Source organism: Bordetella petrii (assembly GCF_017356245.1).
Taxonomy (GTDB): Bacteria; Pseudomonadota; Gammaproteobacteria; order Burkholderiales; family Burkholderiaceae_B; genus Bordetella_A; species Bordetella_A petrii_D.
This window is the reverse complement of sequence record NZ_JAFMZZ010000004.1, coordinates 261,416-287,636: the sequence shown is the minus strand read 5'-3', so window position 1 is coordinate 287,636 and position 26,221 is coordinate 261,416. Positions and strand designations below refer to the sequence as shown.

Sequence of the window (26,221 nt, the reverse complement as noted above, 5' to 3'; positions counted from 1 at the left end):
TTCTAATTTGTTATGTACCATAACAAAACGGCCGCGCGGCCCACACTGGGGCTAACCCCAGGGCAGGTGGCGCCGGCGGCGGGTCTGGGGTAGTGTGTAGTCCCTTTTGCCCACGGCTTTTGCCATGCCACCAGCCTCTTCGTTCCGGCCGCGCCGGCCCCTGGCCCGCGGCGAGCACTTCGATCCGCACGTTGCCGGCATCGAGTACGGCGCGCTCGACGAACTGGTCGGCTACGCCATCCGGCGGGCGCAGATCCTGATCTACGAAGATTTCCTGGCGGCGCTGGCGCCCTGGGACATCACGCCGCAGCGGTTTTCAGCGCTGACGGTCATCGCGGCCAACGCCAGGCTGAAGCTGACCGAGCTGGCGCGCATTCTGGGCATCGCCCGTTCGGGGGCGGTGCAGCTGGTGGACCAGCTGCAGGCCATGGGCTATGTGGCCCGCCAAGAGGCGGCGGCGGACAAGCGGGCGTATTCGCTGGTGCTGACGCCGGCCGGGCGGCGCGCCCATGCCGACATTACCCGCGCCGTGCAGGCGCACGACCGGCGCATCAGCGCCAAGCTGAGCGCAGGCGAGCGTTCACAATTGATTGCGCTGCTGGGGCGGCTGGGCTAGCCGGCCGCCGGCCCCGGGGCACCCGCCGCAGTGCGGCCGCCCCGGCGCTGGCCGGATCAGGACAGGGGCAGCGTCAGCACGCCCTGTGCGGCGGGCCGCATCATCAAGCGCCGGTACCAGGTCGACAACGCCGGCGTGGCCGGCCGTTCGATGGGCATGGCCAGCCAGCGGTGGGCCACGCAGCCCAGCACGATGTCGCCCATGCCGAAGTGGCTGCCGGCGATGTATTCGCGGCCTTGCAGGGCGTCTTCCAGGATCAGGCCCAGCTGGTTGGCCTTCTGTGTCGAGGCTTCGATGGCAGCCGCGTTGCGCTGCGCTTCGGGGGTGCGGATCAGGCCCAGGAAGGCCGGCACCATGGCCGGCTGCCATTCGGTGGCTGTCCAGTCCATCCAGCGGTCGGCCTGGGCGCGCACGGCCACGTCGCCGGGCCACAGCCCGCCTTCGCTGTAGCGCGCGGCCAGGTAGCGCACGATGGCATTGGATTCCCACAGCACCAGGCCGCCGTCGTCGATGACCGGCACCTTGCGGTTGGGGTTCAGCCTGCCGTATTCGGGCGTGTCCAGCCCGCCGAACTGCCCGCCCACATGGGTTGCCGTATGCGGCAAGGCCAGCTCCCGCACCGTCCACAAGACCTTCTGCACGTTTACCGAGCTTGGGCGTCCCCAGATTTTCAGCATGATGATTCCTTGATCAGCACGGGGCCAGCAGGCGTCGCGCAATGCCCGCCATGCGGCCGAAGCGTGTCCAGTTGAAAGCGGGCCCCGGGTCGGTTTTGCGGCCGGGGGCGATGTGTTCGTGCCCCCAGGCCGCGCGCAGAGGATAACGGCTGCTCAGCACGCGGGCCAGCTTGGCCAGGGCAGTGTACTGGGCATCGGTGTAGGGCAGCGTGTCGGTGCCTTCCAGTTCGACGCCCAGCGAAAAGTCGTTGCAGCGTTCGCGCTTGCCGAAGCGCGATACGCCGGCATGCCAGGCGCGGGCCTCGGTGGGCACGAACTGCACGATCTCGCCCTGGCGGTTGATGAAGAAATGCGCCGACACGCGCAGCCCGCGCAGGCGTTCGAACCAGGGGTGGGCGGTGTAGTCCAGGCGGTTCTGGAACAGGCGCGCCACGTGGGGGCCGCCGAACCGGCCGGGCGGCAGGCTGATGTTGTGGATGACCAGCAGCGAAACCGGCAGGCCGGCGGGGCGGGCATCGCAATTGGGGGAAGGCAGGAGGCGCACGCCCGGCGCGGGCGCCAGCCACCCGTGTCGATCAAGCTGTAGAAACATGGATGCGGCTCATCGAATGGGGAAGCGTAGCCCCCATTATGCCTGCCTTGCGCAAGCGGCCCGCCGGGCCCGCGGGCGTCAGGTTCGGGGTTCGCCCAGGCGCGCGTGGTCGCGGCTGCACCAGACCTTGCCGTCGAGCAGCACCGCCTCGGAACGCGGCAGGTGGATGCCGCAGTGGGCGCAGCGCACCATGGATTCGACGGGCTGCCCGCCCGGCTGGCGGGCCGGCGCGCGCTGGGGGTTGCGGGCGGCGTCGCGCCGGCGGGCGGCGCGCGCCGAGGCAATGCGGGCGATCATCATGACCGCCAGGATGATCACGACCCAAAGTAACAACTTGCCCACATCAGCTCCGATGAAGAATGACTTCCAGCACGAACCGGCTGCCGGTGTAGGCCAGGATCAGGAAAGCGAAGCCGGTCAGGGTCCAGCGCAGCGCCACGCGGCCGCGCCAGCCGCGGATGTGGCGCCCCAGCAGCAGCACGCCGAAGGTCAGCCACGACAGCAGCGTGAACACGGTTTTATGGTCGAACGGCAGGACCTTGCCGGTAAGCTGCATGGATGCGATCGAGCCGGACACCACCGCGGCGGTGAGCACCACGAAGCCGATCCAGATCACCCGGAACAGCAGTTGTTCCTGCACCAGCAGCGGGGGCTGGGCATCGAGCACACGGCCCACGATGCTGCGTTCAGTGGGCGCGTCGAGCGGGCGGTGCAGGTGGCGGTCGAGCAGGGCCATCAGCAGGGCGTGCAGCGCGGCCACGGTGATCAGGGCGTAGGCGGCCAGCGCGATCAGCAGGTGCAGGCGCAGCCAGCCGTTTTCGGCGTGCGGAACCATCTGGCCCTGGGGAAACAGCGCCGCCATGGCGCACACCAGGGTGGCGGCCGGCACCAGCAGCAGTTGCAGGCCGTCGATGCGCACCAGCAGGCTTTCCAGCCAGAACACCACCAGGCCCAGCCACACTGCCGCCGACAGGGCCAGGGCCCAGCCGATGAACAGGTGAGGGCCGCCCAGCATGGCCTGCTGCAGGCCGATGCCGTGCAGCACCAGCGCGCCCAGCAGGAAGGCCCGGGCGATGCGGCCCGTTTTTTCGACACTGCCCGCGCCCCGCAGGCGCCGCCACAGCGCCGCGGCAAGCACGGCGTAGGCCAGTGCGGCCGCGGCGTGAAATACAATGCCTAATGACATAAAAACCGTTGTCTGGATGGGGCCCCTTTCGGGCGCTCGCAGCCGGCAGGGGCAAAGCGCCTGCCCGGGCCACTGTTCAATCAACTAGTGTAAGCGGAAACGCCTCTCATGCTCGATAACCTGACTCAACGTTTGTCGCGCGTCGTGAAGACGCTGCGCGGCGAAGCCCGCCTGACCGAGGCCAACACCCAGGAAATGCTGCGCGAAGTGCGCATGGCCCTGCTCGAGGCCGACGTGGCCCTGCCCGTGGTGCGCGACTTCGTGGCGCGGGTCAAGGAAAAGGCGCTGGGCGAAGAGGTGGTCGGCAGCCTCAGCCCGGGGCAGGCCCTGGTGGGGGTGGTCAACAAAGAGCTCACCGCCCTGATGGGCGGCGACCTGGGCGCCAACGCCGGCGAACTGTCGCTGGCGGTGCAGCCGCCCGCGGTGATCCTGATGGCCGGCCTGCAGGGCGCCGGTAAAACCACCACCACCGGCAAGCTGGGCCGCTGGCTGGCGCAGGGCGGCCACGTGCAGAACGGCCGCAACACCGGCAAGAAAAAGGTGCTGACCGTCAGCGCCGACGTCTACCGCCCTGCCGCCATCGACCAGCTGAAAACCGTGGCCGAGCAGGCCGGCATCGATTTCCTGCCGTCCGACCCCAGCCAGAAGCCCGAAGACATTGCCCGCAACGCGGTCGACCACGCCCGCCGCCACCACTACGACGTGCTGATCCTGGACACGGCCGGGCGCCTGGGCATCGACGAAGCCATGATGCGCGAAATCCGCGCCCTGCACGACCTGGTGCGGCCGGTTGAAACCCTGTTCGTGGTGGACGCCATGCAGGGCCAGGACGCGGTGAATACCGCGCGCGCCTTTGCCGACGCCCTGCCGCTGACCGGTGTGGTGCTGACCAAGCTGGACGGCGATGCCCGCGGCGGCGCGGCGCTGTCGGTGCGGCACGTAACGGGCAAGCCCCTGAAGTTCGTGGGCGTGTCCGAAAAGCTGGACGGGCTGGAGCCCTTCCACCCCGACCGCATGGCCCAGCGGGTGCTGGGCATGGGCGATATCGTGTCGCTGGTCGAGCAGGCGCAAAAGAATATCGACATCGCCGAAGCGCAGAAGCTGGCCACCAAGCTCAAGTCGGGCAGCAAGTTCGACCTGAACGATTTCCGCGAGCAGCTGGGTCAGGTCAAGAAGCTGGGCGACATGGGGTCGTTGCTGGAAAAACTGCCCGCGCAGTTCCAGCAGGCGGCCGGCCAGCTGCAGGGCGGCCAGGCGGAAAAGCAGCTGCGCCGCACCGAAGGCATCCTGAATTCCATGACGGCCGCCGAACGCGCCAAGCCCGAACTCATCAAGGCCTCGCGCAAGCGCCGCATCGCCGCCGGCTCGGGCGTGCCCGTGCAGGAAGTGAACCGCCTGCTGGCGCAGTTCGAACAGATGCAGGGCATGATGAAGCAGATGAAGAAAGGCGGCATGTCCAAGATGATGCGCGCTATGGGCGGCATGAAAGGCCTGGGGCGCTTCGGCGGGCTGCGCTGATCGTCTGGCCGGGTGTCAGACACCTGAGCCTGGTCCGGCTCGCCAGGCAAAAAAACGGCCAGGCGTGATACCTGGCCGAGTTGACCGGAGCGAACGGGGAGGGCCCGCCCCGATGCAAACCGGCAAACGCTGCGGGGCTTGCCGGTTTGTGCGGTTCAGTTCAGCGGCGGAATGCGCAGCACCTGGCCCGGGTAGATCTTGTCGGGGTGCGTCAGCATGGGCTTGTTGGCCTCGAAAATCACCGTGTGCTTGGCGCCCTGGCCCTTGCCGTAGTGGGCTTCGGCAATCTTCCACAGGTTGTCGCCTTTTTTCACGGTGTACATCTGCGCTTCGGGGGCGGTCTGCTTGGCGGTGAGCTGGTTGTCGACCTGGGCCACGCCCACGGTATTGCCCAGCGCCAGCGTGATCTTCTCGGCTTCTTCGGTGGATGCCGCCTCGCCCGACACGGTGACCTTGTCGCCATCGACCTTGATGTCCAGGCCGTCGGCGTTCAGGCCATGCTTGTCCAGTTCTTTCTTCAGTTCGTCGACCGATGCCGCCTGGGCTTCGCTGGCGCCAAAGAGTTTTTCGCCGACATCTTTGATAAAGCTGAGCAGACCCATGATGTGTCCTTTTGATTGTTAAGAAACGTTAAGCGCTCAAAAGCAGAAGATGGCAGAACTTGCCGCTACTGCAGACCGATTATGGGCCGATTATGTGTCGCATGTTGCGCCGGACCCGGGGCAAGATGTAACGGGTTATTTATGGCGCCGGCGCATGCAGCGCGCCGGCCGCCGTGCGGCGCGTCAGCTTCCATACGTGGGCCGGCGGCACGTTGGCCAGCACGGTTTCGGTGCGGCGCGCGCGCAGGCCCAGGCGGTCGAGCACACGCTGCGGCACGGGGCAGCGCGGCCCGTAGGTGAACAAGTACATGGCGCCGCCGGGCCGCAGCTGCGAGAACGTGCCGCGCAGGATGCCGATCTGCTGCTTCACGGGCATGTTCAGCAGCGGCAGGCCGCAAACCGCCGCGCCGGCCTGGCCTTCCAGGAACAGCGGCAGGCCCGCCAGCCTGGCGGCGTCGCCCTGGTGCACATAGGCGCCGGGGAAGTCGTGCCGCAGCTGCCGGGCGAACTGGGCGTCCATTTCAACCAGGGTGAGTTGGTGCGGGTCGAGGCCGCGCGCCACCAGCGCGCGTGTGAACGCGCCGGTGCCCGCTCCCAGTTCCAGGCAGGGGCCCGACGCCGGGTCGATGCCGCGCGTGATGGCTGCCGCCAGGCGCGAGCCCGAAGGCCAGATGGCGCCGATGCCCTTGGGGTTGGCGCGCCAGGCGCGCAGGAAGCGGATGCGTTCGGCCACCCACGATTGCCGGGCGACGCGGCCAGCGGCATGGCCGGTGGCGCGGCTGGCCGCGCCGGCCATGCGGCGCAGGAAGGGGGATCCGAAGGGCAGGCCGGAGAGATCTCCGGTCAGGACTTTGGGCGGCATGCGAGGACTCCCATGGCGGGGCCGGCGCGCCGCGGCATGCATGGCGGCCGCGTGCCGGCATCAAACACAGGCGTCAGGGTACTACGCGCGCCGGCCGGCGCAAGCCGCATACGGTGCCTGGGTATCGCACCGTTGATAAATTTCACAATGTGTTGTGCACCGCATCGAGCCGGTCAGCCGCCGCCCACCGCCACCACGATCTCGACCTGGTCGCCATCGCGCAGCACGGTGGCGCCGTGCTGGCTCTTGGGCACGATTTCGCCATTGCGTTCCACGGCCACCCGCTTGCCCTGGTAGCCCAGCGTCTGAAGCATTTCGGTCACGGTGGTGCCCAGGGGAAACTCGCGCGCGTCTCCGTTCAGCGTGATGTGCATGATGGTTTCCTTACTGTGCGGCGTAGGCGTCGGTGGCTTCGATCAGCCTGGCCAGGGTGCCGGGTTCGTCAAAAGCATGGCCGGCGTCGGGCACCAGGTGGAACTGGGCCTGCGGCCAGGCGCGGTGCAAGTCCCAGGCGGTACGGGCCGGCGTGCAGACATCGTAGCGGCCCTGCACGATGGTGCCGGGAATGCCGTGCAGCTTGTGGGCATCGCGGATCAGCTGGCCTTCTTCCATGAAGCCGTTGTTCATGAAGTAATGGTTTTCGATGCGCGCGAAGGCCAGCGCCGCGCGGTCGGCGGCGTGGCTTTGCTGGTGGCGCGGGCTGGGCAGCAGGGTGATGGTGCTGTCCTCCCATTTGCTCCATGCCTTGGCCGCGCGCAGCTGCTCGGCCGGGTCGCTGCCGGTCAGGCGCTTGTGGTAGGCCGCGATCATGTCGCCGCGCTCGGCGGGCGGGATGGGTTCGACATAGGCTTCCCAGCGGTCGGGAAACAGCCAGGACGCGCCGTCTTGATAAAACCACTGCAGTTCGGCGCGGCGCAGCCCGAACACCCCGCGCAGCACCAGTTCGCTGACATGCTCCGGATGCGCCTGCGAATAGGCCAGCGCCAGCGTCGACCCCCACGAACCGCCGAACACCAGCCAGCGTTCGGCGCCCATGATCTCGGCGCGCAGGCGCTCGATGTCGGCCACCAGGTGCCAGGTGTTGTTGTTGTCCAGGCTGGCGTGCGGCACAGAACGGCCGCAGCCGCGCTGGTCGAACAGCAGCACGTTGTAGCGCTGCGGATCGAACAGTTGCCGGTGCACGGGCGAGCAGCCGCTGCCCGGGCCGCCGTGCAGGAAGACCGCGGGCTTGCCCTGCGGATTGCCGCAAAGTTCCCAATAAAGCTGGTGGCCGTCGCCGGTGTCCAGCATGCCGTGGCGGTAGGGTTCGATGGCGGGGTACAGCATGTTTACGCGGTCCTTTGGAAGATCAGGTCCCAGACGCCGTGGCCCAGGCGCAGGCCGCGCGTTTCGAACTTGGTTTGCGGACGGTAGTCGGGACGCGGCGCGTAGCCGGCCGCGGTATTGCGCAGCAAGGGCTCGGCGCCCAGCACTTCCAGCATCTGCACGGCGTATTCCTGCCAGTCGGTGGCGCAATGGATATAGCCGCCCGGCTTGATGCGGCTGACCAGCAGGGCCACGAACGGCGGCTGGATCAGGCGGCGCTTGTGATGGCGCTTTTTGGGCCACGGATCGGGAAAATACACATGCACGCCGGCCAGCGTGTCGGGGGCGATCATGTCGCGCACCACTTCGACGGCGTCGTGCTGCACGATGCGCAGGTTCTGCAGGCCCGATTCTTCGATGCGGCGCAGCAGCGAGCCCACGCCGGCATTGAAGACTTCCACGCCCAGGAAGTTGTCGCCCGGCCGCGCCTGGGCGATTTTCTGGGTGGTTTCGCCCATGCCGAAGCCGATTTCCAGCACGGTGGGCGCCTCGCGGCCAAAGGCGGCGGCCAGGTCCAGGCGGCGGCTGTCATACGGAATGGACCATTTGCCCAGCAGCTGTTCCAGCGCATCGCGCTGGCCCTGGGTAATGTGGCCGCGGCGGTGGACAAAGCTGCGGATATGGGCGGCGCCGGGGCTGTTGGGCGCCTGGCCGGCGGGCTGCAGCGCCGCCTGGGTGGCGTCCGACAAGGGGGCGGGTGACGGGGCGCCGCCCGGGGATGCGGGGGTGTTCGTGTTCATAAGGCGGATTGTAGTGGGCTGCCGCCCGCCTGGGTCAGCGGCGATGCGGGGCCAGCCCCAGCGCGGCTTCCCAGGGCGGGGCGGGCGGCAGCACCTGCGCCATCAGGTCGGCGAACACGCGCACGCGGGGCGACAGATGGCGGTTCGGCAAATACACCAGGTGGATTTGGGGGCCGGGCGCGATCCAGTCGGCCAGCACCAGCCGCAGCCGGCCATCCTGCACCGCCCGCGCGGCCAGGAAAGCCGCCACGCGCGCAATGCCGCCGCCCGCGATGACGGCGTCCAGCAGTGCTTCGGCGTTGTTTACATTGAGCGTGCCGGCCGGGGTGTAGACCAGATGCCGGCCGTCGCGCTGGAATTCCCAGTCGTGGTAGCGGCCGGTTTGCGGCACGACATAGGCCAGGCAATTGTGGCGGGCCAGGTCGTCGGGCGTTTGCGGCACGCCGCGGGCGGCCAGATAGGCCGGGCTGGCGCAGGTGACGAACACGCTGCGCGACAGCGGCCGCGCAATCAGCCGCGAATCGGCCGGCGCGCCCACCCGCAGGGCGGCGTCGATGCCTTCTTCGGCCAGGTCGGGCGTGCGGTCGCTGAGATCCATGTCGACCGACAGGTCGGGGTAGCGCTGCGTCAGCAGCGACAGCGACGGCAGGATGATGCGGCGGCCCAGGCCCATGGGCGAGTGCACGCGCAGTTTGCCGCGCGGCGAAACGCTGGCGCGCGTTACCGCGGCCTCGGCGCCTTCCAGGTCGGACAGGATGCCGCGGCAGCGCTGGTAGAACAGTTCGCCGTCATCGGTCAGCGAGATGCTGCGCGTGGTGCGGTTCAGCAATTTCACGCCCAGCCGGTTTTCCAGGCGCGCCACGCTTTTGCTGACCGCCGCGGTAGAGATGCCCAGCCGGCGCGCCGCGCTGGTAAAGCCGCGCGCCTCGGCCACGCGCACGAAGGTGGCGATGTGGTTCAGGTGATCCGATGGGGTGGCCATAAGCGGAACCAAGAAAAAATATGGCTTCATATTAGCCATTATTAGCTTTTGGTTAATAGTATTTTGAAGGCAAGCTGGTTTATCCCGGCGCATCGGCTTCCTACACTGGCCCCGTTATCCGCAAGCACGGCGCCAAGGAGGCGCGATGAGAATCTGGTACCAGAGCCTGACCCGACCGGATGCCTGGCCGGCCTACAACGAAACCCTGCGCGCCGTGCTGGCGCACGCCAAGGACCCCGACACACAGATCGAGGTGCATGGCATCGAAGCGCGCGGCGGCATCGGCGACCAATACCGCTACCTGGAATTCATCGAAGCCCAGGAAGTGCTGGCCAACGTCGAGCGCGCCACCCGCGAGGGCTATGACGCCTTCCTGATCGGCAACATCGGCGACCCCGGCCTGCGCGAGGCGCGCGAAATCGCCTCGATGCCGGTGCTGGGCCTGTGCGAGACCTCGACGCACCTGGCCTGCATGATGGGGGCCAATTTCGCGCTGGTTACCGGCAACGCCAAGCACGCCCCGCGCATTGTCGAGAACGTGGGCAAGTATGGGCTGTCCAGCCGCCTGTGGGCGGTGCGGTCCATGACGGTGGAGCGGCTGGTCGACCTGGATAGCGGCTTTGCCGATGAACAGGCCGGCCGTGCGCTGATCGACCAGTTTCTGGCGCAGGCGCGCGTGCATGTGGAAGGCGGGGCAGAGGTGGTCATTCCCGCCGTCGGCGTGCTGATGGCCCTGCTGGCCAAGCACCAGGTGCATGAAGTGGCGCCGGGCATTCCGATTTTGAACGGGGTGACCTCGCTGGTGAAGATGGGCGAAGCGGCCGTGCGCATGCGCCGCGCGATGGGGGGTGTATGGACCTCGCGCCGCGCCATGTATGCCATGCCGCCCGCCGGGCAATTGGACGAACTGCGGGCCCATTACGGGCCGGTGTACCCCGCGGCGTCCTGACTATTCCGCAGGAGGAGACATGAAAAACATCAATATCAATATCCGTACCATGATGGCATTGCGCGGCTGGGCGCGCCCGGGGCTGGCCGGCGCGGCCATGGCTCTGGCGGCGGCCTGCGCGGCGGCGCCCGCCGCGGCGGCCGACGATTATCCGGCCCGGCCGGTGACCCTGGTGGTGCCCTATGCGCCGGGCGGCGGCGTGGATACCGTGGGCCGCATCACGGCCAAGGGGCTGGGCGACCGGCTGGGCCAGCCGGTGGTGGTCGAGAACAAGCCGGGCGCCGGCAGCAATGTGGGGTCCGATTTCGTGGCCAAGTCGGCGCCTGATGGCTACACCCTGCTGCTGGCTTCGCCGGCCACGGCCGTCAACGTCAGCCTGTACAAGCGCCTGCCATTCGACCCGGCCCGCGACCTGCGTCCGGTGACCCTGATCGGCAAAGTGCCCAGCGTGATGATCGTCAACAAAGACCTGCCGGCCAAGAACCTGAAGGACTTCGTCGCGCTGGCCAAAAAACGCCCGGGCCACCTGAACTTCGGTTCGGGCGGCAACGGCACGTCGGAACACCTGGCCGGCGAAATGTTCAAGGCCATGGCGGGCATCGATATCGTGCACGTGCCTTATCGCGGCGGCGCCGCCGCCATGAGCGACCTGCTTGCGGGCCGCATTTCGGCCATCATCATCAACCAGATCACCGCGCTGCCCCTGGTCCAGTCGGGCAAGGTGCGCGCGCTGGCCGTGGCCGACGACCGGCGTTCGCCCTCGCTGCCCGACGTGCCGACCTTTGCCGAGCAAGGCTATCCCGACTACCGGGTATCGGTATGGTGGGGGGTGATGGCGCCATCCGGCGTGCCGGACCCGGTGGTGGCCAAGCTGGACGACGCTGTGCGCGCCACCTTGCAAACGCCGCAAGCCAGGCAGCGGTTCGACGCCATGGGGGTCAATGTGCTGGGGCAGGGGCCCAAGGAGTTCGGCGCGTTCCTGAAAAATGAAACGCAGCGCTGGGGGCAGATCGTGCAGGGGGCCAAGGTCGAGCGCATGGATTGATGACTGCCAGGAGTCTGGCAAGTTCCAGCCGTACAAACGGCGCGGCGCCTGCTTTGCCCGGTTGTGGGGTAGCATCTGCCGCATGAATTTCGCCCGTTTCGACCTGACCACGCTCGCGCTGTTTGTCGCGGTGGCGCGCGCCGGCAGTATTTCCGCCGGGGCGCGCCAGTCGCACCTGGCGGTGGGGGCGGCCAGCAAGCGCATTTCCGACCTGGAAGCCGCGCTGGGCACGCCCCTGCTGTACCGCAATACGGCCGGGGTCGAACTTACCGACGCCGGCCAGGCCTGCCTGGCCCACGCCCAGCGCGTGCTGCAGGAAGTGGAGCAGATGGCTGTCACCCTGTCCGACTTCGCCCAGGGCGTGCGCGGTCAGGTGCGCATTGCCGCCAATACCTCGGCGCTGACGCAGTTCTTGCCCGAAGACCTGGCCAGCTTCATGGACGAGCACCCGGCGGTGCGCGTCGACCTGGAAGAACTGAACAGCAGCGAGATCGTCACCGCCGTGCTGGAAAACCGCGCCGACATCGGCGTGTTTGCCGACCGCACGCAGGCCGACGGGCTGCTGACCGTGCCGTACCGCCCCGACGACCTGGTGCTGATCGCGCCGCAGCGCCATCCGCTGGCCAACCTGCCGCAGGTGGCTTTCCAGGACACGCTGGACTATGCCTACGTCAGCCTGCCGCAGGCCACCTCGCTGGCCACCCGGCTGAATGAAGAATGCGCCCGCCTGGGCAAGACCATGCGGCTGCGCATCCAGGTGCGCAGCTTCGACGCCATGTGCCGCATGGTGGTGGCCACCGGGGGCGTGGGCGTGCTGCCGCGCCTGGCGGCGGAACCGCATGCGCGCTCGATGTCAATCCGGTTGATCCCTTTGACCGACGACTGGGCGCACCGCTGGCTGTTGCTGGGCGTGCGCGACGCCGACACGCTGACCGTGGCCGCACGCCTGCTGCTGGCCCATTTGCGCAGCGACGCCGCCTGAGGCGGCAGGGGGTTTCTTGTTTGGGAAACCCCCGTTTCCCGCAATAAACATTCCGGCCTGCGGCTGTTTCGCGCACACTGCCAGCCGTCATAATCATTTAGATGTCTGGAGCAGGCATGGCAGGGCAGATACTCGCCGGCATACGCGTGCTGGAACTCGGCCAACTGATCGCCGGCCCGTTCGCGGCCAAGACCCTGGCCGACTTCGGCGCCCAGGTCGTCAAGATCGAGCCGCCCGGCCTGGGCGACCCGCTGCGCAAGTGGCGCCTGCTGCACGAAGGCACCTCGGTGTGGTGGGAAGCCCAGTCGCGCAACAAGCAATCGGTATGCGTGGACCTGCGTCAGCAAGAAGGCCAGGACATCATCCGCACGCTGGCCGCGCATGCCGACGTGCTGATCGAGAACTTCCGCCCCGGCACCCTGGAAAAATGGGGCCTGTCGTGGGAAGCCCTGCATGAACTGAACCCGCGCCTGATCATGCTGCGCATTTCGGGCTACGGCCAGACCGGCCCCAAGGCCCGCGAACCGGGCTTCGCCGCCATCGGCGAAGCCATGGCGGGCCTGCGCTACCTGAACGGCGAGCCCGGCCGCGCGCCGGTGCGCGGCGGCCTGTCGCTGGGCGATACCATTGCCGGCCTGCACGGCGCCCTGGGCGTGCTGCTGGCCCTGTACCAGCGCGACGCGCGCGGCGGCGAAGGCCAGGTCATCGACGCCGCCCTGTACGAAAGCCTGTTCAACCTGACCGAAAGCCTGCTGCCCGAATACACCGCCTTCGGCGCGGTGCGCGAACCGGCCGGCGCTTCGCTGCCCGGCATCGCGCCGTCCAACGCCTATCGCTGCCGCGACGGCTACGTGCTGATCGCCGGCAACGGCGACACCATCTACCAGCGCCTGATGGCCCGCATCGGCCGCGACGACCTGGGGCAGGATCCGGCCCTGGCCCACAACGACGGCCGCGCCGCCCGCGTCGAAGAAATCGACGGCGCCATCAGCGCCTGGACGGCCGAACGCAGCATCGACGACGTGCTGGACGCCATGCGCGAGGCCGGCGTGCCCAGCGGGCGCATCTACAACGTGGCCGATATCGCCCGCGACCCGCACTACCGCGCCCGCAACGCCATTGCGCAAATCGAAGGCGCCAACGGCGTGCGCGTCGAGATGCCGGCGGTGTTTCCCATGCTGTCCGCCAACCCCGGCGCCATCCACGACCGCGCGCCCACCCTGGGCGAGCACACCGACGCCGTGCTGGCCGCGGCCGGCCTTACCGACGAACAACGCGCGCAACTGCGCGCCCGTGGAGTCATCGCATGAACACCGGCGCCCCTCGCATCGAAATCAACGAAGTCGGCCCGCGCGACGGCCTGCAGATCGAAAAAGCCTTCGTGCCCACCGACGAGAAGGTGGCGTTTGTCGACGCCCTGTCGGCCTGCGGCTACGCCCGCATCGAAGTCACCAGCTTTACCTCGCCCAAGGCGATTCCCGCGCTGGCCGACGCGCAGGACGTGATGCGCCGCATCCAGCGCCGCCCCGGGGTCATCTACACCGCGCTGGTGCCCAACATCCGCGGCCTGGAACGCGCCCTGGAAGCCGGCACCGACGAGCTGAACCTGGTGATGTCGTCCAGCGAAACCCATAACCGCGCCAACCTGCGCATGACGCGCGAACAGTCGCTGGGCGAACTGATCAACATCCTGCAGGCCGCCCAGGCGGCCGGCGTGCCCTGCAACGTATCGCTGTCCACCGTGTTCGGCTGCCCCTTCGACGGCGACGTGCCGGCCAGCGAAGTGCTGCGCCTGGCCAGCCGCCTGGCCGAGGCCGGCGCCGCCGGCATCACGCTGTGCGACACCACCGGCATGGCCTACCCCACCCAGGTGGCGGACCTGTGCGAGCAAGTGGCGCGCGCCCTGCCGGGCATTCCCCTGACCGCGCACCTGCACAACACCCGCGGCATGGCCCTGGCCAATGCCATCGCGGCCTGGCAGACCGGCGTGGCGCGCTTCGACGCCGCCGCCGGCGGCCTGGGGGGCTGTCCCTACGCGCCCGGCGCCAGCGGCAACGTAAATACCGAGGAACTGGTGCACATGTTCGAGTGCATGGGCACCCAGACCGGCGTAGACCTGCAGGCCCTGCTGGCCATCGTGCGGGGCCTGCCGCAGCTGGTGCAGCGCGAATTTTCCACCCCCTTGCTGGCCGCCGGCCACCGGCTGGCCACCCATGCGCCGCCCGCGTGGCTGGCCGAGCGGTTCGGGCCCGCCTGACCCGGGCGTTTTTCAGGCGTAGTAACTTTCTTGCCGATAACAAATCACCAGGAGACTTTCCCCATGAGCATCCCCTTCCTACCGAAACCGCTGCGCGCCTGCCTGGCCGCCGCCGCCCTGGCGGTTGCCGCCAACCCTGTCGCCGCCCTGGCCGCCGACTATCCGGACCACGCCATTACGCTGCTGGTGCCGGCCGCGCCCGGCGGCACCACCGATCTGGCCGCCCGCCTGATCGCCCAGCCCCTGGGCGAGGCCCTGGGCCAGAGCGTGGTGGTGGAAAACAAGCCCGGCGCGTCCGGCGCCATTGCCTCGCAGGCCGTGGCCAAGGCCACGCCCGACGGCTATACGCTGCTGCTGCAATATTCGGGCTACAACGCCATTTCCCCGCACGTGCAGCCCCCGCAAGGCTGGGACCCGATCAAGGATTTCGCGCCCATCGCCAATATCCTGTCGGCGCCGCAGGTAATCGTGGTGCGCCCCAGCCTGCCCGTGCATACGCTGAAAGAACTGGTGGCCTACGCCAAGGCCAATCCCGACAAGCTGAACTACGCCTCGTCGGGCAACGGCGCGCTGCAGCACGTGGCTACGGAACTGCTGAAGCAGATGGCCGACATCAAGATGACTCACATCCCCTACAAGGGCACCGGCCCCGCGCTGACCGACCTGCTGGGCGGCGCCGTCGACCTGACCATCACCACCCCGCCGCCGCTGATTCCCCACATCAAGACAGGCAAGCTGCGCGCCCTGGCCGTAACCGGCCCGAAGCGCCTGGATTCGCTGCCCGGCGTGCCCACCGCCGCGGAAGCGGGCTACCCCGACCTGCTGGTGTCGTCGTGGTTCGCCATGTACGCGCCGGCCAAGACGCCCAAGGCGGTGGTGGACAAGCTGGCCGGCACCATCGAAGGCATTATGAAGACGGACGCGTTCCGCCAGAAGGCCGCCGAGCAGGGCGCCGAAGCGGAATTCATGGGCCCGGCCCAGCTGGGCGAATACACCCAGCAAGAGTACGACCGCTGGGGCAAAGTGGTGAAGGCCGCGGGGATCAAGGCCAACTGAGGCTGATTGGCTGAGCACCCGGGTCACCAGGTGTCTTGGCAGGTGTCAGGCTCCCGCCAGGGTGCCTGACACCGTACGACCGAGACAGGCGCGGCATACAGCGGTGTTGGGCGAGGCGCCTTTCCGCTGCCGCGGCCCCGGGTCCGAAACCCCGCTATAATTCGATTTCTCTGCTGCGCCTGCATGGGCGCGGTACGACACCTAAGCGGGTGTAGTTCAATGGTAGAACGGCGGCTTCCCAAGCCTCAAGCGTGGGTTCGATTCCCATCACCCGCTCCATTCGCGCTTCACACTCATCTCGTCACTTTGGGAAGTAACCCCAAGTGGTTGAAATGCAGCGATGTTTTTATTCCTGATGCTGTTTGGATCAGGAAAATCCACCCCTGGCACCTCAGTTCGGTACATGTTTCGGCCCATCAACATGGTGTGCCGCATGACCGCTGCCGCCAGCCCACACAGTGACGGTCATGAGCCCCATCCTGCCTGATTTGGGATTCGGAATGCAAGAGCGGCGCTGACTGACGTACATATCCGAAATAGGCCCGGTGTTATTCAAGTACCCTTTAGCCTACCTTCGTGCCAGTACGACAAGTATGCAAGACGACCTTTTCGGAGACGCGCTTCTCCAGCCTTCGGCCAACTCCTCGAACCATGCGGCCTCTCAGGCGAATCCGGATTTTTCCGTCCTTCGGCGCATGGCCAAGGTGCTTCCCGCTCCCGCGGGGCAGGGGTGGGGCGCGCTCGCACGGCAGCTTCCGGCGCAGCTGCGCTTTGGCGTCTCTACCTGGTCATACTCGGGCTGGGAAGGGCTGGTCTGGGATGGCGAATACGATTCGAGCACGCTGTCCAGGCATGGTCTTGGCGCCTACCATCAGCATCCGCTTTTGCGCACGGTTTGTGTGGACCGCACGTTCTGGCGCCCGCTGACGGCAAGCCAGTATGCCGCTTATGCGGGGCAGGTCGATGACGACTTCCGTTTCGTCGTCAAATGTCCGGCCAGCATTACCGACGCCCAGGTTCGGGGCGAAGAAGGCAGGACGCGCGAGATCAACCCGGTTTTCCTGGATCCGTCGCTGGCCATCCAGGAATTCGTGCGGCCGGCGCTCGAAGGTCTGGGCGCCAAGCTCGGCGTTCTGGTGTTCCAGTTGAGTCCCCTGCCTTGGGGGTGGCTGAGTCGCCCCGCAGCGCTGTTTGAGAAGCTGGGCCGCATGTTGGCGGCTGTCCGGGAGGCTCTGTCCGCGCATGGCGCCGTGATCGTCGCGGTGGAAGTGCGGGACCCTGAACTACTGGACCAGGCGCTGGTCGACACCCTCAAGGCGCATGGGGCTACTTTCTGCCTGGGCCTGCATGGCAAGATGCCGCCGATCGAAGAGCAATTGCCGATGCTGCGCGCGCTATGGCCGGGGCCGCTGGTCTGCCGGTGGAACCTGAACCGCATTTTCGGCGCGTATGGCTATGTCGACGCGCAGAAAAAGCACGACCCGTTCAATGCCATTCTCAGCGAGGATCTTCCTACCCGCACGGTGCTGGCGCGCACGATCCGCGGGATCACGGGCGCGGGCCAGCCGGCCTACGTGACGGTCAGCAACGATGCCGAGGGCTGCGCGCCGCTGTCCATCCAGAAGCTGGCCCAGGCCATTGCGGCGTAGAGCCGGCGCACGGTTGCTGGTAGAGTGGCATCCCCACATCGTCATCAGGGGCTGTCCATGGCGAATGCCTCGCCTTTCGATTCAGCTTACGACTTCATCGTCCTGGGGTCGGGCTGCGCCGCGCTGACTGCTGCCTTGCGCGCGGCGACAGCCGGCCTGAGTGTCCTGGTCTGCGAAAAAACGGGCCTGCTCGGCGGCACCAGCGCCATGTCTGCCGGAGGAATATGGGTGCCGGGTAATCACCTGGCCAGGGAAGCGGGCCTTGAAGACAACCTGGATGATGCGTTGCGCTACATTGCCGGCGCTTCTCCGGAGGGTTGGGACGAAATGCCATCCTGGCGCGCCATGCTGGCGGCCGGGCCGCCCATGCTCGAACTGCTGGAGCAACGCACGCCGCTGCGTTTCCGCCTGACGGGCGAGCCCGACCCTTATGCCGGCGTGCCAGGCGCGCGGCGCAAGGGGCGCATGCTGTCGCCATTGCCGCTTAGCCGGCTGGCGGCGGGGCGTTTTGCCTTCAGCATACGCGGCTCGACGCTGCCGGAACCCTATACCTATCATGAGGTGCTGGAAACCGATCTGTACCATCGACCCGTTTCCACTACGTTCCAGCTCTTGCCGCGGCTCTTGGGCCGGATGTCCACGCTTTCCGCGGGAAAGGGCGTCGCGCTGATAACCGGGTTGGTGCGCGGCTGCGTCGACGCGGGATGCCGGATTCTGCGCGAGGCGCGCGGCACGGAGCTGTTGCTCGAGGGCGGCCGGGTCACAGGGGCGCGCATAGCCTGGCGAGGTGGCGCGCACGATGCCCGCGCGCGATATGGCGTGCTTGTCGCGACGGGGGGATTCGAATGGAATCCGGAAATGATGGCCCGTTATCTGCCGGGGCCCCTGGGGTTTCTGGGCGGCCCGCGATCGCTGACAGGCGACGGCCAGGCCATGGCCGCGCAGGCCGGCGCCGAACTCGCTCGCATGGACCAGGCGACCTTCACGCCGGCTATCCCCAAACGCTATCGCGGCGCCGTGCACGGCATGCCGGTTCCGTACCACGGAGAGGCCAACTCGATCTTGATCGATAGAGATGGGCGCCGCTTCACGGATGAGCTCATTCCCAATATCGGCGAAGTGATAGATCGCCGCGATCCCGGGTCGGGCGAGTTTCTGCATTTGCCGGCCCATGTCGTGGCCGATGCGCGCTACCTGCCCAGGATGCCGCTGGTTCGCTGGCTGGCCAGGCTGGCGCCGGGCTGGCTGGTCCAAGCCGCGACCCTAGAAGAGCTGGCGCTGAAGATCGGCGTGCCGCCCGGCGCTTTGGCGGACACGGTCGCGCGCTACAACGCCCTTTGCGCCACGGGCGTCGATAGCGATTTCGGCCGCGGACGCACGAAAGCGCAGCAGGCGGCCGATAAACGGAAGCGGGGCGGGTTCGAGCCCATCGTCCAGTCTCCCTTTATCGCCATCCGTTTCAACCGTTCGATCATGAGCACAAAGGGAGGCGCGCGCACCGACGCGCGGGGGCGAGCGCTGCGGCCCGATGGAAGCGTGATCGAGGGCCTGTACTGTGCCGGCGCATCCATGGCCAACCCCATCGGCACCCGCGGCATGGGCGCCGGGACTACCTTGGGGCCTTTCATGAGCTGGGGATACCTTTGCGCCGAAGATGTCGTGCGTCGGGCAGGCCAGGCTACATAAGCAAGCTCCGGTCGACGCCCGCCGGGCCCGCGACCGCCGCGGCGCCGTCGAGCTGCCGGCCGCCGTGGTTCTCCCGGTTGCTGCAAAATCACCCCCCCACCAATACCGGCGCCTGCCGGTACCGGCCAGGATATTCCTTGGCCAGGTTCTCCACCTTGGGCTGATCATTGATGACGATGTACAGGCTGTCGGGGTGCCGGACCAGGTAATTCTGGTGATATTCCTCTGCCGGATAAAAGCCCCCCGCCTTTTCGACCGTGGTCGCGAGCGGGCGCGCATAGGCTCCTGAATGGTTCAGCTGGGCAATGTAGGCCTCGGCGACGCGGCGCTGGGCGTCGTCGGCCGGGAAAATGGCCGACCGGTACTGGGTGCCTACATCCGGGCCCTGGCGGTTGTGCTGGGTGGGGTCGTGGGCCACCGAGAAGTAGATCTGCAATAGCTGGCCATAGGTAATGCGGCTGGGGTCGTAGGTGATCTGCACGGCCTCGGCGTGGCCGGTGCTGCCGCTGCTGACGGTGTCGTAGTCGGCGGTATCGGCCTTGCCGCCGGCATAGCCCGACAGCGCCTGGGTGACGCCGTTCACGTGCTGAAATACCGCTTGCACGCCCCAGAAGCATCCGCCGGCGAGCACGGCGGTGGCTGTGCCGGTTTCGCTGGCGGGCAAGTCGACCTGGGGCGGCGGAATATGAAATACGGCTTCGGCGGCGCGGCCGGGCGTCTGGAAAGCGAACCAGGCGGCGCCGGCCGCCAGGGCCGCGCCGGCCAGCCTGAAGCAGGCGCGGCGGGCGGGGGAGCCGATTTTTTCGGCTTGTGTGGCAGAGGTCGGGCTCATGGCGAAGTTCCTGTAAGGGGCTGTCAAGATGCCGCTGCCGTGAAGGCCAGCGCCACGCCATTCATGCAATAGCGCAGGCCGGTGGGCTTGGGGCCATCGTCGAAGACATGGCCCAGATGGCCGCCGCAGCGGCCGCAATGCACTGCGGTGCGCACCATGCCGAAGCTGCGGTCGCGCGTGGTGCCGACCGCGTGCGGCAGCGGTTGCCAGAAACTGGGCCAGCCGGTGCCGCTGTCGAATTTTGTATTGGATGAGAATAACGCCTGCCCACAGCCCGCGCAGGCATAGGTGCCATGACGGTGTTCGTGGTCCAGGGGGCTGGAAAAGGGCCGTTCGGTGTCGGCCTGGCGCAGTACCGCGTATTGCGCCGGCGTCAGCAGGGCGCGCCATTCGGCATCGCTGTGCATGACGGAAAAGGCCTCTTCCGCGGCCCGGGCCTGTCCGCGCGGGCTGGCCAGCACGCCCAGCATCCCGGCCAGGGCGGCGCCGCCGCCGGCGGCCAGGAAAAGCCTGCGAGTCGTTTTCATGATCTGCTCCATAGCATGCGGCCCGCGGCGCCCGCACGAGCGGGGGCCGCTGCCACGCGGTCCTGGATTGCTACTTCTTCATGCCGTCGTGCGACATGGCGTCTTTTTTCATGCCGTCCTTGGACATCGAACCCTTGGACATGCCATCTTTCTTCATGCCGTCCTTGGACATCGAGTTCTTCGACATGCCGTCTTTCTTCATGCCGTCCTTGGACATGCCCTCGTGCCGGGACATGCCGTCCTTGGACATCGAACTCTTGGCCATGCCGTCTTTGGCCATGCCCTCCTTGCTCATGCCGTCGGCGGCATAGGCGCCGCCGGCAGCCAAAGCCAGGCACATCGAGACAGCGTAGATCGCGCTTTTTTTCATGGTGGAAGCTCCAGTCTGTTGCGGCGCAGCCGCGGGGTTGAACAATTCGTCAGCTGCCGCCGAACCAGTTGTAGCCCTGGTCTTCCCAATATCCGCCAGGAAACGTGTTGGTCACGTAGATGGCCTGGATGTGCTTGGGGTTCTTGTAGCCAAGCTTGGTCGGCATGCGCAGCTTCATGGGAAATCCGTATTCGGGCGGCAGCGACTGGCCGTCGTAGGTCAGGGCCAGCAGGGTCTGCGGGTGCAGGGCGGTGGGCATGTCGATGCTGGTGTAGTAGTCGTCGGCGCACTTGAAGCCGACATACTTGGCCTGCAGGTCGGCGCCCACGCGCTTCAGGAAGTCCGAAAAGCGCACGCCGCCCCATTTGCCGATGGCGCTCCAGCCTTCCACGCAGATATGGCGCGTAACCTGGTCCACCTGCGCCATCGCGCGCAGCTGGTCCAGGCGCCAGGGGCGCTTGTCGGCCACCAGGCCGGCCAGCTCCAGCCGGTAGCCGGCTTCGTCCACCTGCGGCACATCCTCGATGCCGTAGTAGGCATTGAAGGGAAACGGCCGGGTGATCATCGATTCGGGATAGGTGGGCGCCAGTTGGCCGGGATCGAAGATCCATCCCTGCGCCCGGTCGTTGAAGCGGGACACGGCGGCCAGGGCCTGTTCGACGCTTTCGTCATCGCTCAGGCTGCAGCCCGACAGTAGCGCCAGCCCGCCCAGGCTGAGCGTGCGCCGCAGGAATGCGCGGCGCGCGGGCTGTTCGATGCGGGGGGCAAGCAGCTTGCGTGCCTCTTGCATAATGGCCGGGCCGTCCAGGCCGGGCAGGGTGGGGCGTTTATGCCGGATCATTCCTGTGTCCTTCTATTTGCCGCGGATCATGGCCGACAGGGTGCGCGGCACCAGGGCCACCATCAGCACATGCACCACTACGAAGGCGGCCAGCAGCGCCATGGCGACGAAATGCACATAGCGGGCCGCCTCATAGCCGCCCATCAGCGCGCGCAGTGTTTCGAACTGCACCGATTTCCACAGCACCAGGCCGGACAGCACCAGCACCGCGATATCGAGCATGGCGAACAGGTAGGCCAGGCGCTGCACGGCGTTGTAATGGCGCGGATCGGCATGCGACAGGCGGCCGCGCAGCGCGGCGCCCAGGTCGGCGGCAATGGCGCGCGGCGACAGCGGGAAAAAGCGCTGCCGCAGGCGGCCGGTGCCCAGGTTCAGGGCCAGGTACAGCAGCCCGTTGCCGGCCAGCAGCCACATGCCGGCAAAATGCCACTGCAGCGCTCCGCCCAGCCAGCCGCCCAGGGTGATGCCGGCCGGGAAGCTGAAATCGAACAGCGGCGAGGCGTTATAAATGCGCCATCCGCTGGTGATCATGACCAGCACGGCCAGGGCGTTCAGCCAGTGGGCGGCGCGCAGCCAGGCGGGGTGGATGGCCCGGTCACGGGGCGCGGCGCCGGCCTGCGGATAGGGGTGTAATGGAGTAGCCATGCGGGCATTCTTGCCCGCGCCGCATGGCGAAGTCCTCACGCAAACTTAAATTAAATGTGATAACTGGCCCGCCGCAATTGGCGACAATAGCGGGTATCCGGCCCGTATTCCCTGCCCGTATTTCTTGCTGCCGCCATGTCCAAGCGCATTCTGATAGTTGAAGACGACGTCCACATCGCAGACCTGCTGAACTTGCATCTGCGCGACGAGGGCTATGCGGTGACCCACGCGGCCGACGGCGAGGCCGGCCTGCGCCAGCTGGAAGCCGGGCGCTGGGACGCGCTGGTGCTGGACCTGATGCTGCCCGGCATCGACGGCCTGGAAATCTGCAAGCGCGCCCGCGCCATGGCGCGCTACACGCCCATCATCATTACCAGCGCGCGTTCCAGCGAGGTGCACCGCATTCTGGGGCTGGAACTGGGCGCCGACGACTACCTGGCCAAGCCGTTTTCGATGTTGGAACTGGTGGCCCGCATCAAGGCGCTGCTGCGCCGCACCGACGCGCTGGAGCGCAATGCCCGCCTGGATGCCGGGCGGCTGGAGATTTCGGGCCTTTCTATCGACCCGGTGGCGCGCGACGCCACGGTCGACGGCCGGCCGCTGGAACTGACGCCGCGCGAGTTCGACCTGCTGTATTTCTTCGCCCGCCATCCCGGCAAGGTGTTCTCGCGCATGGACTTGCTGAACCAGGTATGGGGCTACCAGCACGAAGGCTACGAGCACACGGTGAATACCCACATCAACCGGCTGCGCACCAAGATCGAGACTGATCCGTCCGAGCCCTGCCGGATTCTTACCGTATGGGGCCGCGGCTACAAATTCGCCGCGCCGGCCTCCGGAGAGCCCACATGAAGCGCCTGACCCTTACCCAGCGCCTCTCGGCCGTGTTCGCGCTGTTGCTGCTGGCTTGCTGCGGCGCTTCTGCCTGGCTGCACATGGCCGCCAATGAACGCTATCAAGAAGAAGTCGTACAGCGCCTGTCCAGCGGCCTGGCCGCGCACATTGCCGGCAGCCGTCCGCTGATGGACGCCGACGGCTGGAAGCCAGAGTCGGTGCGCACCCTGTTCGACCAGCTGATGGCCGTGAATCCGGCGGTCGAGGTCTACCTGCTGAGCAATGACGGCCGCATCGAGGCCGACGCGGCGCCGGCCGGCCACGTCAAGCTGGACCGGGTCGACCTGGATCCGGTGCGCCGCTTCCTGGCGGGCGAGGCCCTGCCCATCCTGGGCGTCGACCCGCGCGGGACCGGCATGCGCAAAGTGTTCAGCGCGGCGCCGATCCGCATCGATGGACAGGATCGCGGCTACGTCTATGTGGTGCTGCAGGGCGAAGCCCACGATGCGCTGGCCTCGACGGTGTCGGCCAGCGCGGTCTTGCGCGCCACGCTGTGGTCGATCGCGCTGGTGGCGCTGCTGGGGCTGGCGGCGGGGCTGGTGGCGTTTGCGTTGATTACGCGGCCGTTGCGCGCGCTGACACAGGCGGTGCGCAACTTCGACGCCGATGGCGCTGCCGCGGCCGCGCTCTACCGGGCCGGCGACACCGACGGGCGCGGCGACGAAATCGCCGTGCTGCGGCGCGCGTTCGCGCAAATGGGGCAGCGCATCGCCGACCAGTGGCGTGAACTGACACAGCAGGACCAGCAGCGGCGCGACCTGGTCGCCAATATTTCGCACGATTTGCGCACGCCCTTGACATCGCTGCACGGCTACCTGGAAACCCTGCGTTTCAAGGACGAGTCGCTGGGGCCCGACGAGCGGCGCCGCTACCTGGACATCGCCCTGGGCCAAAGCCGCAAGGTCGGCCGGTTGGCGCAAGAGCTGTTCGAGCTGGCCAGGCTCGAATCCGGGCTGGTGCAGCCCGAGCTGGACACGTTCTCACTGCCGGAACTGGTGCAGGACGTCATCCAGAAGTTCGAGCTGGCCGCCGAAGCCCGGCGCCAGCACCTGAGTACCGATTTCCCCAGAGAGCTGCCGCCCGTGCATGCCGACCTGGCCATGATCGAGCGGGTGCTGACCAACTTGCTGGACAACGCCATCCGCCACAGCCCGCCGGGCACCGGCATCCAGGTGCGGCTGGGCAGCGCCGGCCAGGCAGTGGAAGTGCGCGTCAGCGATACCGGCCCGGGGATCCCGGCCGAGCTGCGCGCCGGCCTGTTCACGCGCGCGTCGGCGCTCAGTCAGCATCGGCGCGACGGCGGGGGGCTGGGGTTGGTGATCGTGCAGCGCATCCTGCAATTGCACCGCAGCGAAATCAGGCTGCTCGACGAGCCCGGGCAGGGGGCGGTGTTCCGGTTCGTACTGCCGGCAGGGCGCTAGCCGCGCCCGGGTGAGGCCGCGCGGCCGTCAAGCTGGCTGGGCGGGTTCCGGAATGCTTCGGCTTGCGCCGGATTGATCCCGGCTTGCCATGAATTTCAACAACACGCCACAGGTGTAGCGCCCGGCCCATTGTTCCAGAAAGTGCGCGAAGTGATCCTTTGCATGCTGATTGGCATGATCGGAAACCACCCGCATCACGGCATACGGAACGCCAAACTCGTAGCACACCTGGGCCATGGCCGCGCCTTCCATCTCGACGCAAAGCGCCTCGGGCAGGCGTCCCTGTATCTCGGCGCCGCAAGCCGGGTCGCTTACGAAAATATCGCCGGTCGCGACAAGGCCGAGGTGCGCGCGGGGATGCCGGGCGCCCGCCGCCAGCGCCGACGGGGCCGGGCCGCCCTGGGCGGACAGTTCTTTCAAGTACGCTTCGGCATGGCCGGCAAGCGCCCGGCTTAGCGCCGGGTCGGGTGCGAACTGTGCAAGACCCAGCATCGGCACTTCGTACCGGTCAAACAAAGGACGGGCGTCCAGGTCATGCTGGATCAGGCTGCTTGCCACGACGATATCGCCGATCTGGACCGAGCGGTGGATGCCGCCCGCTAGTCCGGCGAAGACGATTTCCGTTACCTTGAAGGTTTCTATCAGGATGGCGGTTGTCGCCGCTGCCGCAGCCTTGCCGATACGGCTTAAAACAACCACGCAGGGGCGGCCCGCGATGTTTCCCAGGTAGAAGTCGCGCATGGCGACAGTTTGTACGCTTATCGAGGGGCCCATCGCCAGGACGAGGCCCTCTAGTTCTTTGGGCATTGCGGCCATGATGGCCAGCCGTTCTGCCGGCGCTTGCTGCTTCGGAACATTATCCGTGAATATCATGTGGCACCCCTGTGGCCGCTTCGTTTTCTTGACAGCCGCGGCCGGCGCAGCATAATCGTTGCTGTCATCTGTTTTCGTGGACATACCCGCCATGGCTTTTACTTTGCGCCCATTGGGTCGTTCGACCCTCGAGGTTTCGCCGCTGTGCTTTGGCGGCAATGTCTTTGGCTGGACCGTGGACGAGGCCACCAGCTTTTCTTTGCTTGATGCATGGCTGGATGCGGGCATGAATTTTGTCGATACCGCGGACATGTATTCGCGCTGGGTTCCCGGCCATCAGGGCGGCGAATCCGAAACCGTGATTGGAAAATGGCTGCGCCAGTCGGGCCGGCGCCACCAGGTTGTATTGGCCACCAAGGTGGGCAAGGAAATGGGCGATGGCAAGGTCGGCCTGCGCCCCGAGTATATCCGCGAGGCTGTCGATGCGTCGCTGCGCCGTTTGCAGACCGACCATATCGATCTTTATCAGTCGCACGACGACGATCCCGATGTGCCGCTCGAAGACGTGCTGGGTACCTTTGGCGATCTCATCACGCAAGGCAAGGTGCGCGCCATCGGCGCCAGCAACTACAGCGCGCCGCGGCTGGCCCAGGCCCTGCAGATCAGCCGGGAACACGGCCTGCCGCGCTACGAGAGCCTGCAGCCGCTTTACAACCTGTACGACCGGGACGTGTTCGAGAAAGCGCTGCAGCCGCTGTGCGTCGAGCAACAGGTCGGCGTTATCAACTTCTATTCACTGGCCGCCGGCTTCCTGACAGGAAAATATCGCACAGAAGCCGATGCCGGCAAGAGCGCGCGCGGCGCCAAGGTGACCAGCACGTACATGAACGATCGCGGCCTGAGCATTCTCGACGCGCTGGACACCGTAGCCCGGGAAGTGGGCGCGCAATCCAGCGAAGTGGCCATCGCCTGGATCATGCGCCAGCCGGGTATCGCCGCGCCGATTGCAAGTGCCACCAGCCTGGCGCAGCTGCAATCGCTTGTCCGTGCTGCCGAGCTGCCGCTGGATGATGCAGCCATGGCCACGCTGGACCAGGCCAGCGCTGAAAGCTGA

29 protein-coding genes and 1 tRNA gene are annotated in these 26,221 nt (G+C 67.2%); 14 read left to right on the top strand and 16 right to left on the bottom strand.

Annotated elements, in window-relative coordinates:
* The first annotated feature begins 124 nt into the window (after positions 1-124).
* Positions 125-616: a MarR family winged helix-turn-helix transcriptional regulator gene (locus J2P76_RS19525; protein ID WP_207409511.1), complete on the top strand. Its 492-nt coding sequence runs from the start codon at positions 125-127 to the stop codon at positions 614-616.
* 56 nt (positions 617-672) lie between these two features.
* Here J2P76_RS19525 and J2P76_RS19520 read toward each other — a convergent pair whose 3' ends face one another.
* The 4 genes from J2P76_RS19520 to J2P76_RS19505 all read right to left on the bottom strand — a co-directional run bounded on the left by J2P76_RS19520 (position 673) and on the right by J2P76_RS19505 (position 3,071).
* A complete protein-coding gene (locus J2P76_RS19520) occupies positions 673-1,293 on the bottom strand; it encodes a glutathione S-transferase family protein (RefSeq protein ID WP_207409510.1) in 621 nt (206 codons plus the stop codon).
* Between the two features lie 13 nt (positions 1,294-1,306).
* Complete coding sequence (ampD, locus tag J2P76_RS19515) at positions 1,307-1,885, bottom strand: 1,6-anhydro-N-acetylmuramyl-L-alanine amidase AmpD (RefSeq protein ID WP_207409509.1); 579 nt, start codon at positions 1,883-1,885, stop codon at positions 1,307-1,309.
* Between the two features lie 78 nt (positions 1,886-1,963).
* The gene (locus J2P76_RS19510; RefSeq protein WP_207409508.1) at positions 1,964-2,227 is read right to left on the bottom strand and encodes a PP0621 family protein; all 264 of its coding nucleotides are present in this window, start codon (positions 2,225-2,227) and stop codon (positions 1,964-1,966) included.
* 1 nt (position 2,228) lies between these two features.
* On the bottom strand, positions 2,229-3,071 hold the full coding sequence (locus J2P76_RS19505; protein ID WP_207409507.1) for a cytochrome C assembly family protein: 843 nt from the start codon (positions 3,069-3,071) through the stop codon (positions 2,229-2,231).
* A gap of 108 nt (positions 3,072-3,179) precedes the next feature.
* On the opposite strand from J2P76_RS19505, the gene ffh reads away from it, so the two are divergent.
* Entirely contained in the window at positions 3,180-4,589 is a 1,410-nt protein-coding gene (gene ffh, locus J2P76_RS19500) for a signal recognition particle protein (protein WP_207409506.1), read from the top strand.
* Positions 4,590-4,744: 155 nt separating this feature from the next.
* Here the strand turns inward: ffh and lysM are convergent, their stop codons facing one another.
* The 6 genes from lysM to J2P76_RS19470 all read right to left on the bottom strand — a co-directional run bounded on the left by lysM (position 4,745) and on the right by J2P76_RS19470 (position 9,140).
* The gene (lysM, locus tag J2P76_RS19495) at positions 4,745-5,191 is read right to left on the bottom strand and encodes a peptidoglycan-binding protein LysM (protein WP_012251156.1); all 447 of its coding nucleotides are present in this window, start codon (positions 5,189-5,191) and stop codon (positions 4,745-4,747) included.
* 139 nt (positions 5,192-5,330) lie between these two features.
* The gene (locus J2P76_RS19490; protein ID WP_207409505.1) at positions 5,331-6,053 is read right to left on the bottom strand and encodes a class I SAM-dependent methyltransferase; all 723 of its coding nucleotides are present in this window, start codon (positions 6,051-6,053) and stop codon (positions 5,331-5,333) included.
* A 173-nt stretch (positions 6,054-6,226) separates the two neighbouring features.
* Entirely contained in the window at positions 6,227-6,427 is a 201-nt protein-coding gene (thiS, locus tag J2P76_RS19485) for a sulfur carrier protein ThiS (RefSeq protein ID WP_207409504.1), read from the bottom strand.
* A 10-nt stretch (positions 6,428-6,437) separates the two neighbouring features.
* Complete coding sequence (pip, locus tag J2P76_RS19480; RefSeq protein ID WP_207409503.1) at positions 6,438-7,379, bottom strand: prolyl aminopeptidase; 942 nt, start codon at positions 7,377-7,379, stop codon at positions 6,438-6,440.
* A gap of 2 nt (positions 7,380-7,381) precedes the next feature.
* The gene (trmB, locus tag J2P76_RS19475) at positions 7,382-8,158 is read right to left on the bottom strand and encodes a tRNA (guanosine(46)-N7)-methyltransferase TrmB (RefSeq protein WP_207409502.1); all 777 of its coding nucleotides are present in this window, start codon (positions 8,156-8,158) and stop codon (positions 7,382-7,384) included.
* A gap of 34 nt (positions 8,159-8,192) precedes the next feature.
* A complete protein-coding gene (locus J2P76_RS19470) occupies positions 8,193-9,140 on the bottom strand; it encodes a LysR family transcriptional regulator (protein ID WP_207409501.1) in 948 nt (315 codons plus the stop codon).
* 145 nt (positions 9,141-9,285) lie between these two features.
* Between J2P76_RS19470 and J2P76_RS19465 the strand changes: the two genes are divergently transcribed.
* The 9 genes from J2P76_RS19465 to J2P76_RS19425 all read left to right on the top strand — a co-directional run bounded on the left by J2P76_RS19465 (position 9,286) and on the right by J2P76_RS19425 (position 18,764).
* Positions 9,286-10,089: an aspartate/glutamate racemase family protein gene (locus J2P76_RS19465; protein WP_207409500.1), complete on the top strand. Its 804-nt coding sequence runs from the start codon at positions 9,286-9,288 to the stop codon at positions 10,087-10,089.
* 19 nt (positions 10,090-10,108) lie between these two features.
* Positions 10,109-11,134 (top strand): tripartite tricarboxylate transporter substrate binding protein, encoded by a 1,026-nt coding sequence (locus J2P76_RS19460; RefSeq protein ID WP_207409499.1) that lies wholly within the window; start codon positions 10,109-10,111, stop codon positions 11,132-11,134.
* Between the two features lie 82 nt (positions 11,135-11,216).
* Positions 11,217-12,116 (top strand): LysR family transcriptional regulator, encoded by a 900-nt coding sequence (locus tag J2P76_RS19455; protein WP_207409498.1) that lies wholly within the window; start codon positions 11,217-11,219, stop codon positions 12,114-12,116.
* Between the two features lie 116 nt (positions 12,117-12,232).
* Positions 12,233-13,426 carry a CaiB/BaiF CoA transferase family protein gene (locus J2P76_RS19450; RefSeq protein WP_207409497.1) on the top strand — a complete coding sequence of 398 codons (1,194 nt, stop codon included), beginning with the start codon at positions 12,233-12,235 and terminating at the stop codon, positions 13,424-13,426.
* A complete protein-coding gene (locus J2P76_RS19445; protein ID WP_207409496.1) occupies positions 13,423-14,373 on the top strand; it encodes a hydroxymethylglutaryl-CoA lyase in 951 nt (316 codons plus the stop codon). Before J2P76_RS19450 ends, J2P76_RS19445 begins: the two co-directional genes overlap by 4 nt.
* 63 nt (positions 14,374-14,436) lie before the next feature.
* Positions 14,437-15,429, top strand: a complete 993-nt coding sequence (locus tag J2P76_RS19440) for a Bug family tripartite tricarboxylate transporter substrate binding protein (protein WP_207409495.1) — start codon at positions 14,437-14,439, stop codon at positions 15,427-15,429.
* 205 nt (positions 15,430-15,634) lie between these two features.
* A tRNA-Gly gene (locus J2P76_RS19435) sits at positions 15,635-15,708 on the top strand.
* A gap of 314 nt (positions 15,709-16,022) precedes the next feature.
* Positions 16,023-17,078, top strand: coding sequence for a DUF72 domain-containing protein (locus J2P76_RS19430; protein ID WP_242697622.1), 1,056 nt, complete (start codon positions 16,023-16,025; stop codon positions 17,076-17,078).
* A gap of 57 nt (positions 17,079-17,135) precedes the next feature.
* Positions 17,136-18,764, top strand: coding sequence for an FAD-dependent oxidoreductase (locus J2P76_RS19425; RefSeq protein WP_207409494.1), 1,629 nt, complete (start codon positions 17,136-17,138; stop codon positions 18,762-18,764).
* An 88-nt stretch (positions 18,765-18,852) separates the two neighbouring features.
* Here the strand turns inward: J2P76_RS19425 and msrA are convergent, their stop codons facing one another.
* The 5 genes from msrA to J2P76_RS19400 form a co-directional block, all read right to left on the bottom strand.
* A complete protein-coding gene (gene msrA, locus J2P76_RS19420; protein WP_207409493.1) occupies positions 18,853-19,596 on the bottom strand; it encodes a peptide-methionine (S)-S-oxide reductase MsrA in 744 nt (247 codons plus the stop codon).
* Positions 19,597-19,619: 23 nt separating this feature from the next.
* Positions 19,620-20,123 (bottom strand): peptide-methionine (R)-S-oxide reductase MsrB, encoded by a 504-nt coding sequence (gene msrB, locus J2P76_RS19415; protein WP_207409492.1) that lies wholly within the window; start codon positions 20,121-20,123, stop codon positions 19,620-19,622.
* Between the two features lie 70 nt (positions 20,124-20,193).
* Positions 20,194-20,493 (bottom strand): pentapeptide MXKDX repeat protein, encoded by a 300-nt coding sequence (locus tag J2P76_RS19410; RefSeq protein ID WP_207409491.1) that lies wholly within the window; start codon positions 20,491-20,493, stop codon positions 20,194-20,196.
* A gap of 49 nt (positions 20,494-20,542) precedes the next feature.
* A complete protein-coding gene (locus tag J2P76_RS19405; RefSeq protein WP_207409490.1) occupies positions 20,543-21,334 on the bottom strand; it encodes a molybdopterin-dependent oxidoreductase in 792 nt (263 codons plus the stop codon).
* 12 nt (positions 21,335-21,346) lie between these two features.
* The gene (locus tag J2P76_RS19400) at positions 21,347-21,979 is read right to left on the bottom strand and encodes a cytochrome b/b6 domain-containing protein (RefSeq protein WP_207409489.1); all 633 of its coding nucleotides are present in this window, start codon (positions 21,977-21,979) and stop codon (positions 21,347-21,349) included.
* Between the two features lie 135 nt (positions 21,980-22,114).
* Between J2P76_RS19400 and J2P76_RS19395 the strand changes: the two genes are divergently transcribed.
* Positions 22,115-22,831 carry a response regulator transcription factor gene (locus J2P76_RS19395; protein ID WP_207409488.1) on the top strand — a complete coding sequence of 239 codons (717 nt, stop codon included), beginning with the start codon at positions 22,115-22,117 and terminating at the stop codon, positions 22,829-22,831.
* The gene (locus tag J2P76_RS19390; RefSeq protein ID WP_207409487.1) at positions 22,828-24,294 is read left to right on the top strand and encodes a sensor histidine kinase; all 1,467 of its coding nucleotides are present in this window, start codon (positions 22,828-22,830) and stop codon (positions 24,292-24,294) included. The genes J2P76_RS19395 and J2P76_RS19390 overlap by 4 nt, the downstream gene beginning before the upstream one ends.
* Before the next feature lie 27 nt (positions 24,295-24,321).
* Here the strand turns inward: J2P76_RS19390 and J2P76_RS19385 are convergent, their stop codons facing one another.
* Entirely contained in the window at positions 24,322-25,395 is a 1,074-nt protein-coding gene (locus J2P76_RS19385; RefSeq protein ID WP_242697621.1) for a 5'-methylthioadenosine/adenosylhomocysteine nucleosidase, read from the bottom strand.
* On the opposite strand from J2P76_RS19385, the gene J2P76_RS19380 reads away from it, so the two are divergent.
* Positions 25,280-26,221, top strand: a complete 942-nt coding sequence (locus tag J2P76_RS19380) for an aldo/keto reductase (protein ID WP_242697620.1) — start codon at positions 25,280-25,282, stop codon at positions 26,219-26,221. The genes J2P76_RS19385 and J2P76_RS19380 overlap by 116 nt on opposite strands.

Coding starts and splice junctions, on each gene's coding strand:
- J2P76_RS19440 (WP_207409495.1), top strand. CDS start 14,437: ATGAGCATCCCCTTCCTACCGAAACCGCTGCGCGCCTGCCTGGCCGCC.
- pip (WP_207409503.1), bottom strand. CDS start 7,379: ATGCTGTACCCCGCCATCGAACCCTACCGCCACGGCATGCTGGACACC.
- J2P76_RS19460 (WP_207409499.1), top strand. CDS start 10,109: ATGAAAAACATCAATATCAATATCCGTACCATGATGGCATTGCGCGGC.
- J2P76_RS19405 (WP_207409490.1), bottom strand. CDS start 21,334: ATGATCCGGCATAAACGCCCCACCCTGCCCGGCCTGGACGGCCCGGCC.
- J2P76_RS19450 (WP_207409497.1), top strand. CDS start 12,233: ATGGCAGGGCAGATACTCGCCGGCATACGCGTGCTGGAACTCGGCCAA.
- msrA (WP_207409493.1), bottom strand. CDS start 19,596: ATGAGCCCGACCTCTGCCACACAAGCCGAAAAAATCGGCTCCCCCGCC.
- J2P76_RS19400 (WP_207409489.1), bottom strand. CDS start 21,979: ATGGCTACTCCATTACACCCCTATCCGCAGGCCGGCGCCGCGCCCCGT.
- J2P76_RS19455 (WP_207409498.1), top strand. CDS start 11,217: ATGAATTTCGCCCGTTTCGACCTGACCACGCTCGCGCTGTTTGTCGCG.
- ampD (WP_207409509.1), bottom strand. CDS start 1,885: ATGTTTCTACAGCTTGATCGACACGGGTGGCTGGCGCCCGCGCCGGGC.
- J2P76_RS19395 (WP_207409488.1), top strand. CDS start 22,115: ATGTCCAAGCGCATTCTGATAGTTGAAGACGACGTCCACATCGCAGAC.
- J2P76_RS19410 (WP_207409491.1), bottom strand. CDS start 20,493: ATGAAAAAAAGCGCGATCTACGCTGTCTCGATGTGCCTGGCTTTGGCT.
- trmB (WP_207409502.1), bottom strand. CDS start 8,158: ATGAACACGAACACCCCCGCATCCCCGGGCGGCGCCCCGTCACCCGCC.
- J2P76_RS19425 (WP_207409494.1), top strand. CDS start 17,136: ATGGCGAATGCCTCGCCTTTCGATTCAGCTTACGACTTCATCGTCCTG.
- thiS (WP_207409504.1), bottom strand. CDS start 6,427: ATGCACATCACGCTGAACGGAGACGCGCGCGAGTTTCCCCTGGGCACC.
- J2P76_RS19430 (WP_242697622.1), top strand. CDS start 16,023: ATGCAAGACGACCTTTTCGGAGACGCGCTTCTCCAGCCTTCGGCCAAC.
- ffh (WP_207409506.1), top strand. CDS start 3,180: ATGCTCGATAACCTGACTCAACGTTTGTCGCGCGTCGTGAAGACGCTG.
- J2P76_RS19520 (WP_207409510.1), bottom strand. CDS start 1,293: ATGCTGAAAATCTGGGGACGCCCAAGCTCGGTAAACGTGCAGAAGGTC.
- J2P76_RS19465 (WP_207409500.1), top strand. CDS start 9,286: ATGAGAATCTGGTACCAGAGCCTGACCCGACCGGATGCCTGGCCGGCC.
- J2P76_RS19385 (WP_242697621.1), bottom strand. CDS start 25,395: ATGCCCGCATCCAGCCATGCATCAAGCAAAGAAAAGCTGGTGGCCTCG.
- J2P76_RS19470 (WP_207409501.1), bottom strand. CDS start 9,140: ATGGCCACCCCATCGGATCACCTGAACCACATCGCCACCTTCGTGCGC.
- J2P76_RS19505 (WP_207409507.1), bottom strand. CDS start 3,071: ATGTCATTAGGCATTGTATTTCACGCCGCGGCCGCACTGGCCTACGCC.
- J2P76_RS19525 (WP_207409511.1), top strand. CDS start 125: ATGCCACCAGCCTCTTCGTTCCGGCCGCGCCGGCCCCTGGCCCGCGGC.
- J2P76_RS19490 (WP_207409505.1), bottom strand. CDS start 6,053: ATGCCGCCCAAAGTCCTGACCGGAGATCTCTCCGGCCTGCCCTTCGGA.
- msrB (WP_207409492.1), bottom strand. CDS start 20,123: ATGAAAACGACTCGCAGGCTTTTCCTGGCCGCCGGCGGCGGCGCCGCC.
- lysM (WP_012251156.1), bottom strand. CDS start 5,191: ATGGGTCTGCTCAGCTTTATCAAAGATGTCGGCGAAAAACTCTTTGGC.
- J2P76_RS19390 (WP_207409487.1), top strand. CDS start 22,828: ATGAAGCGCCTGACCCTTACCCAGCGCCTCTCGGCCGTGTTCGCGCTG.
- J2P76_RS19445 (WP_207409496.1), top strand. CDS start 13,423: ATGAACACCGGCGCCCCTCGCATCGAAATCAACGAAGTCGGCCCGCGC.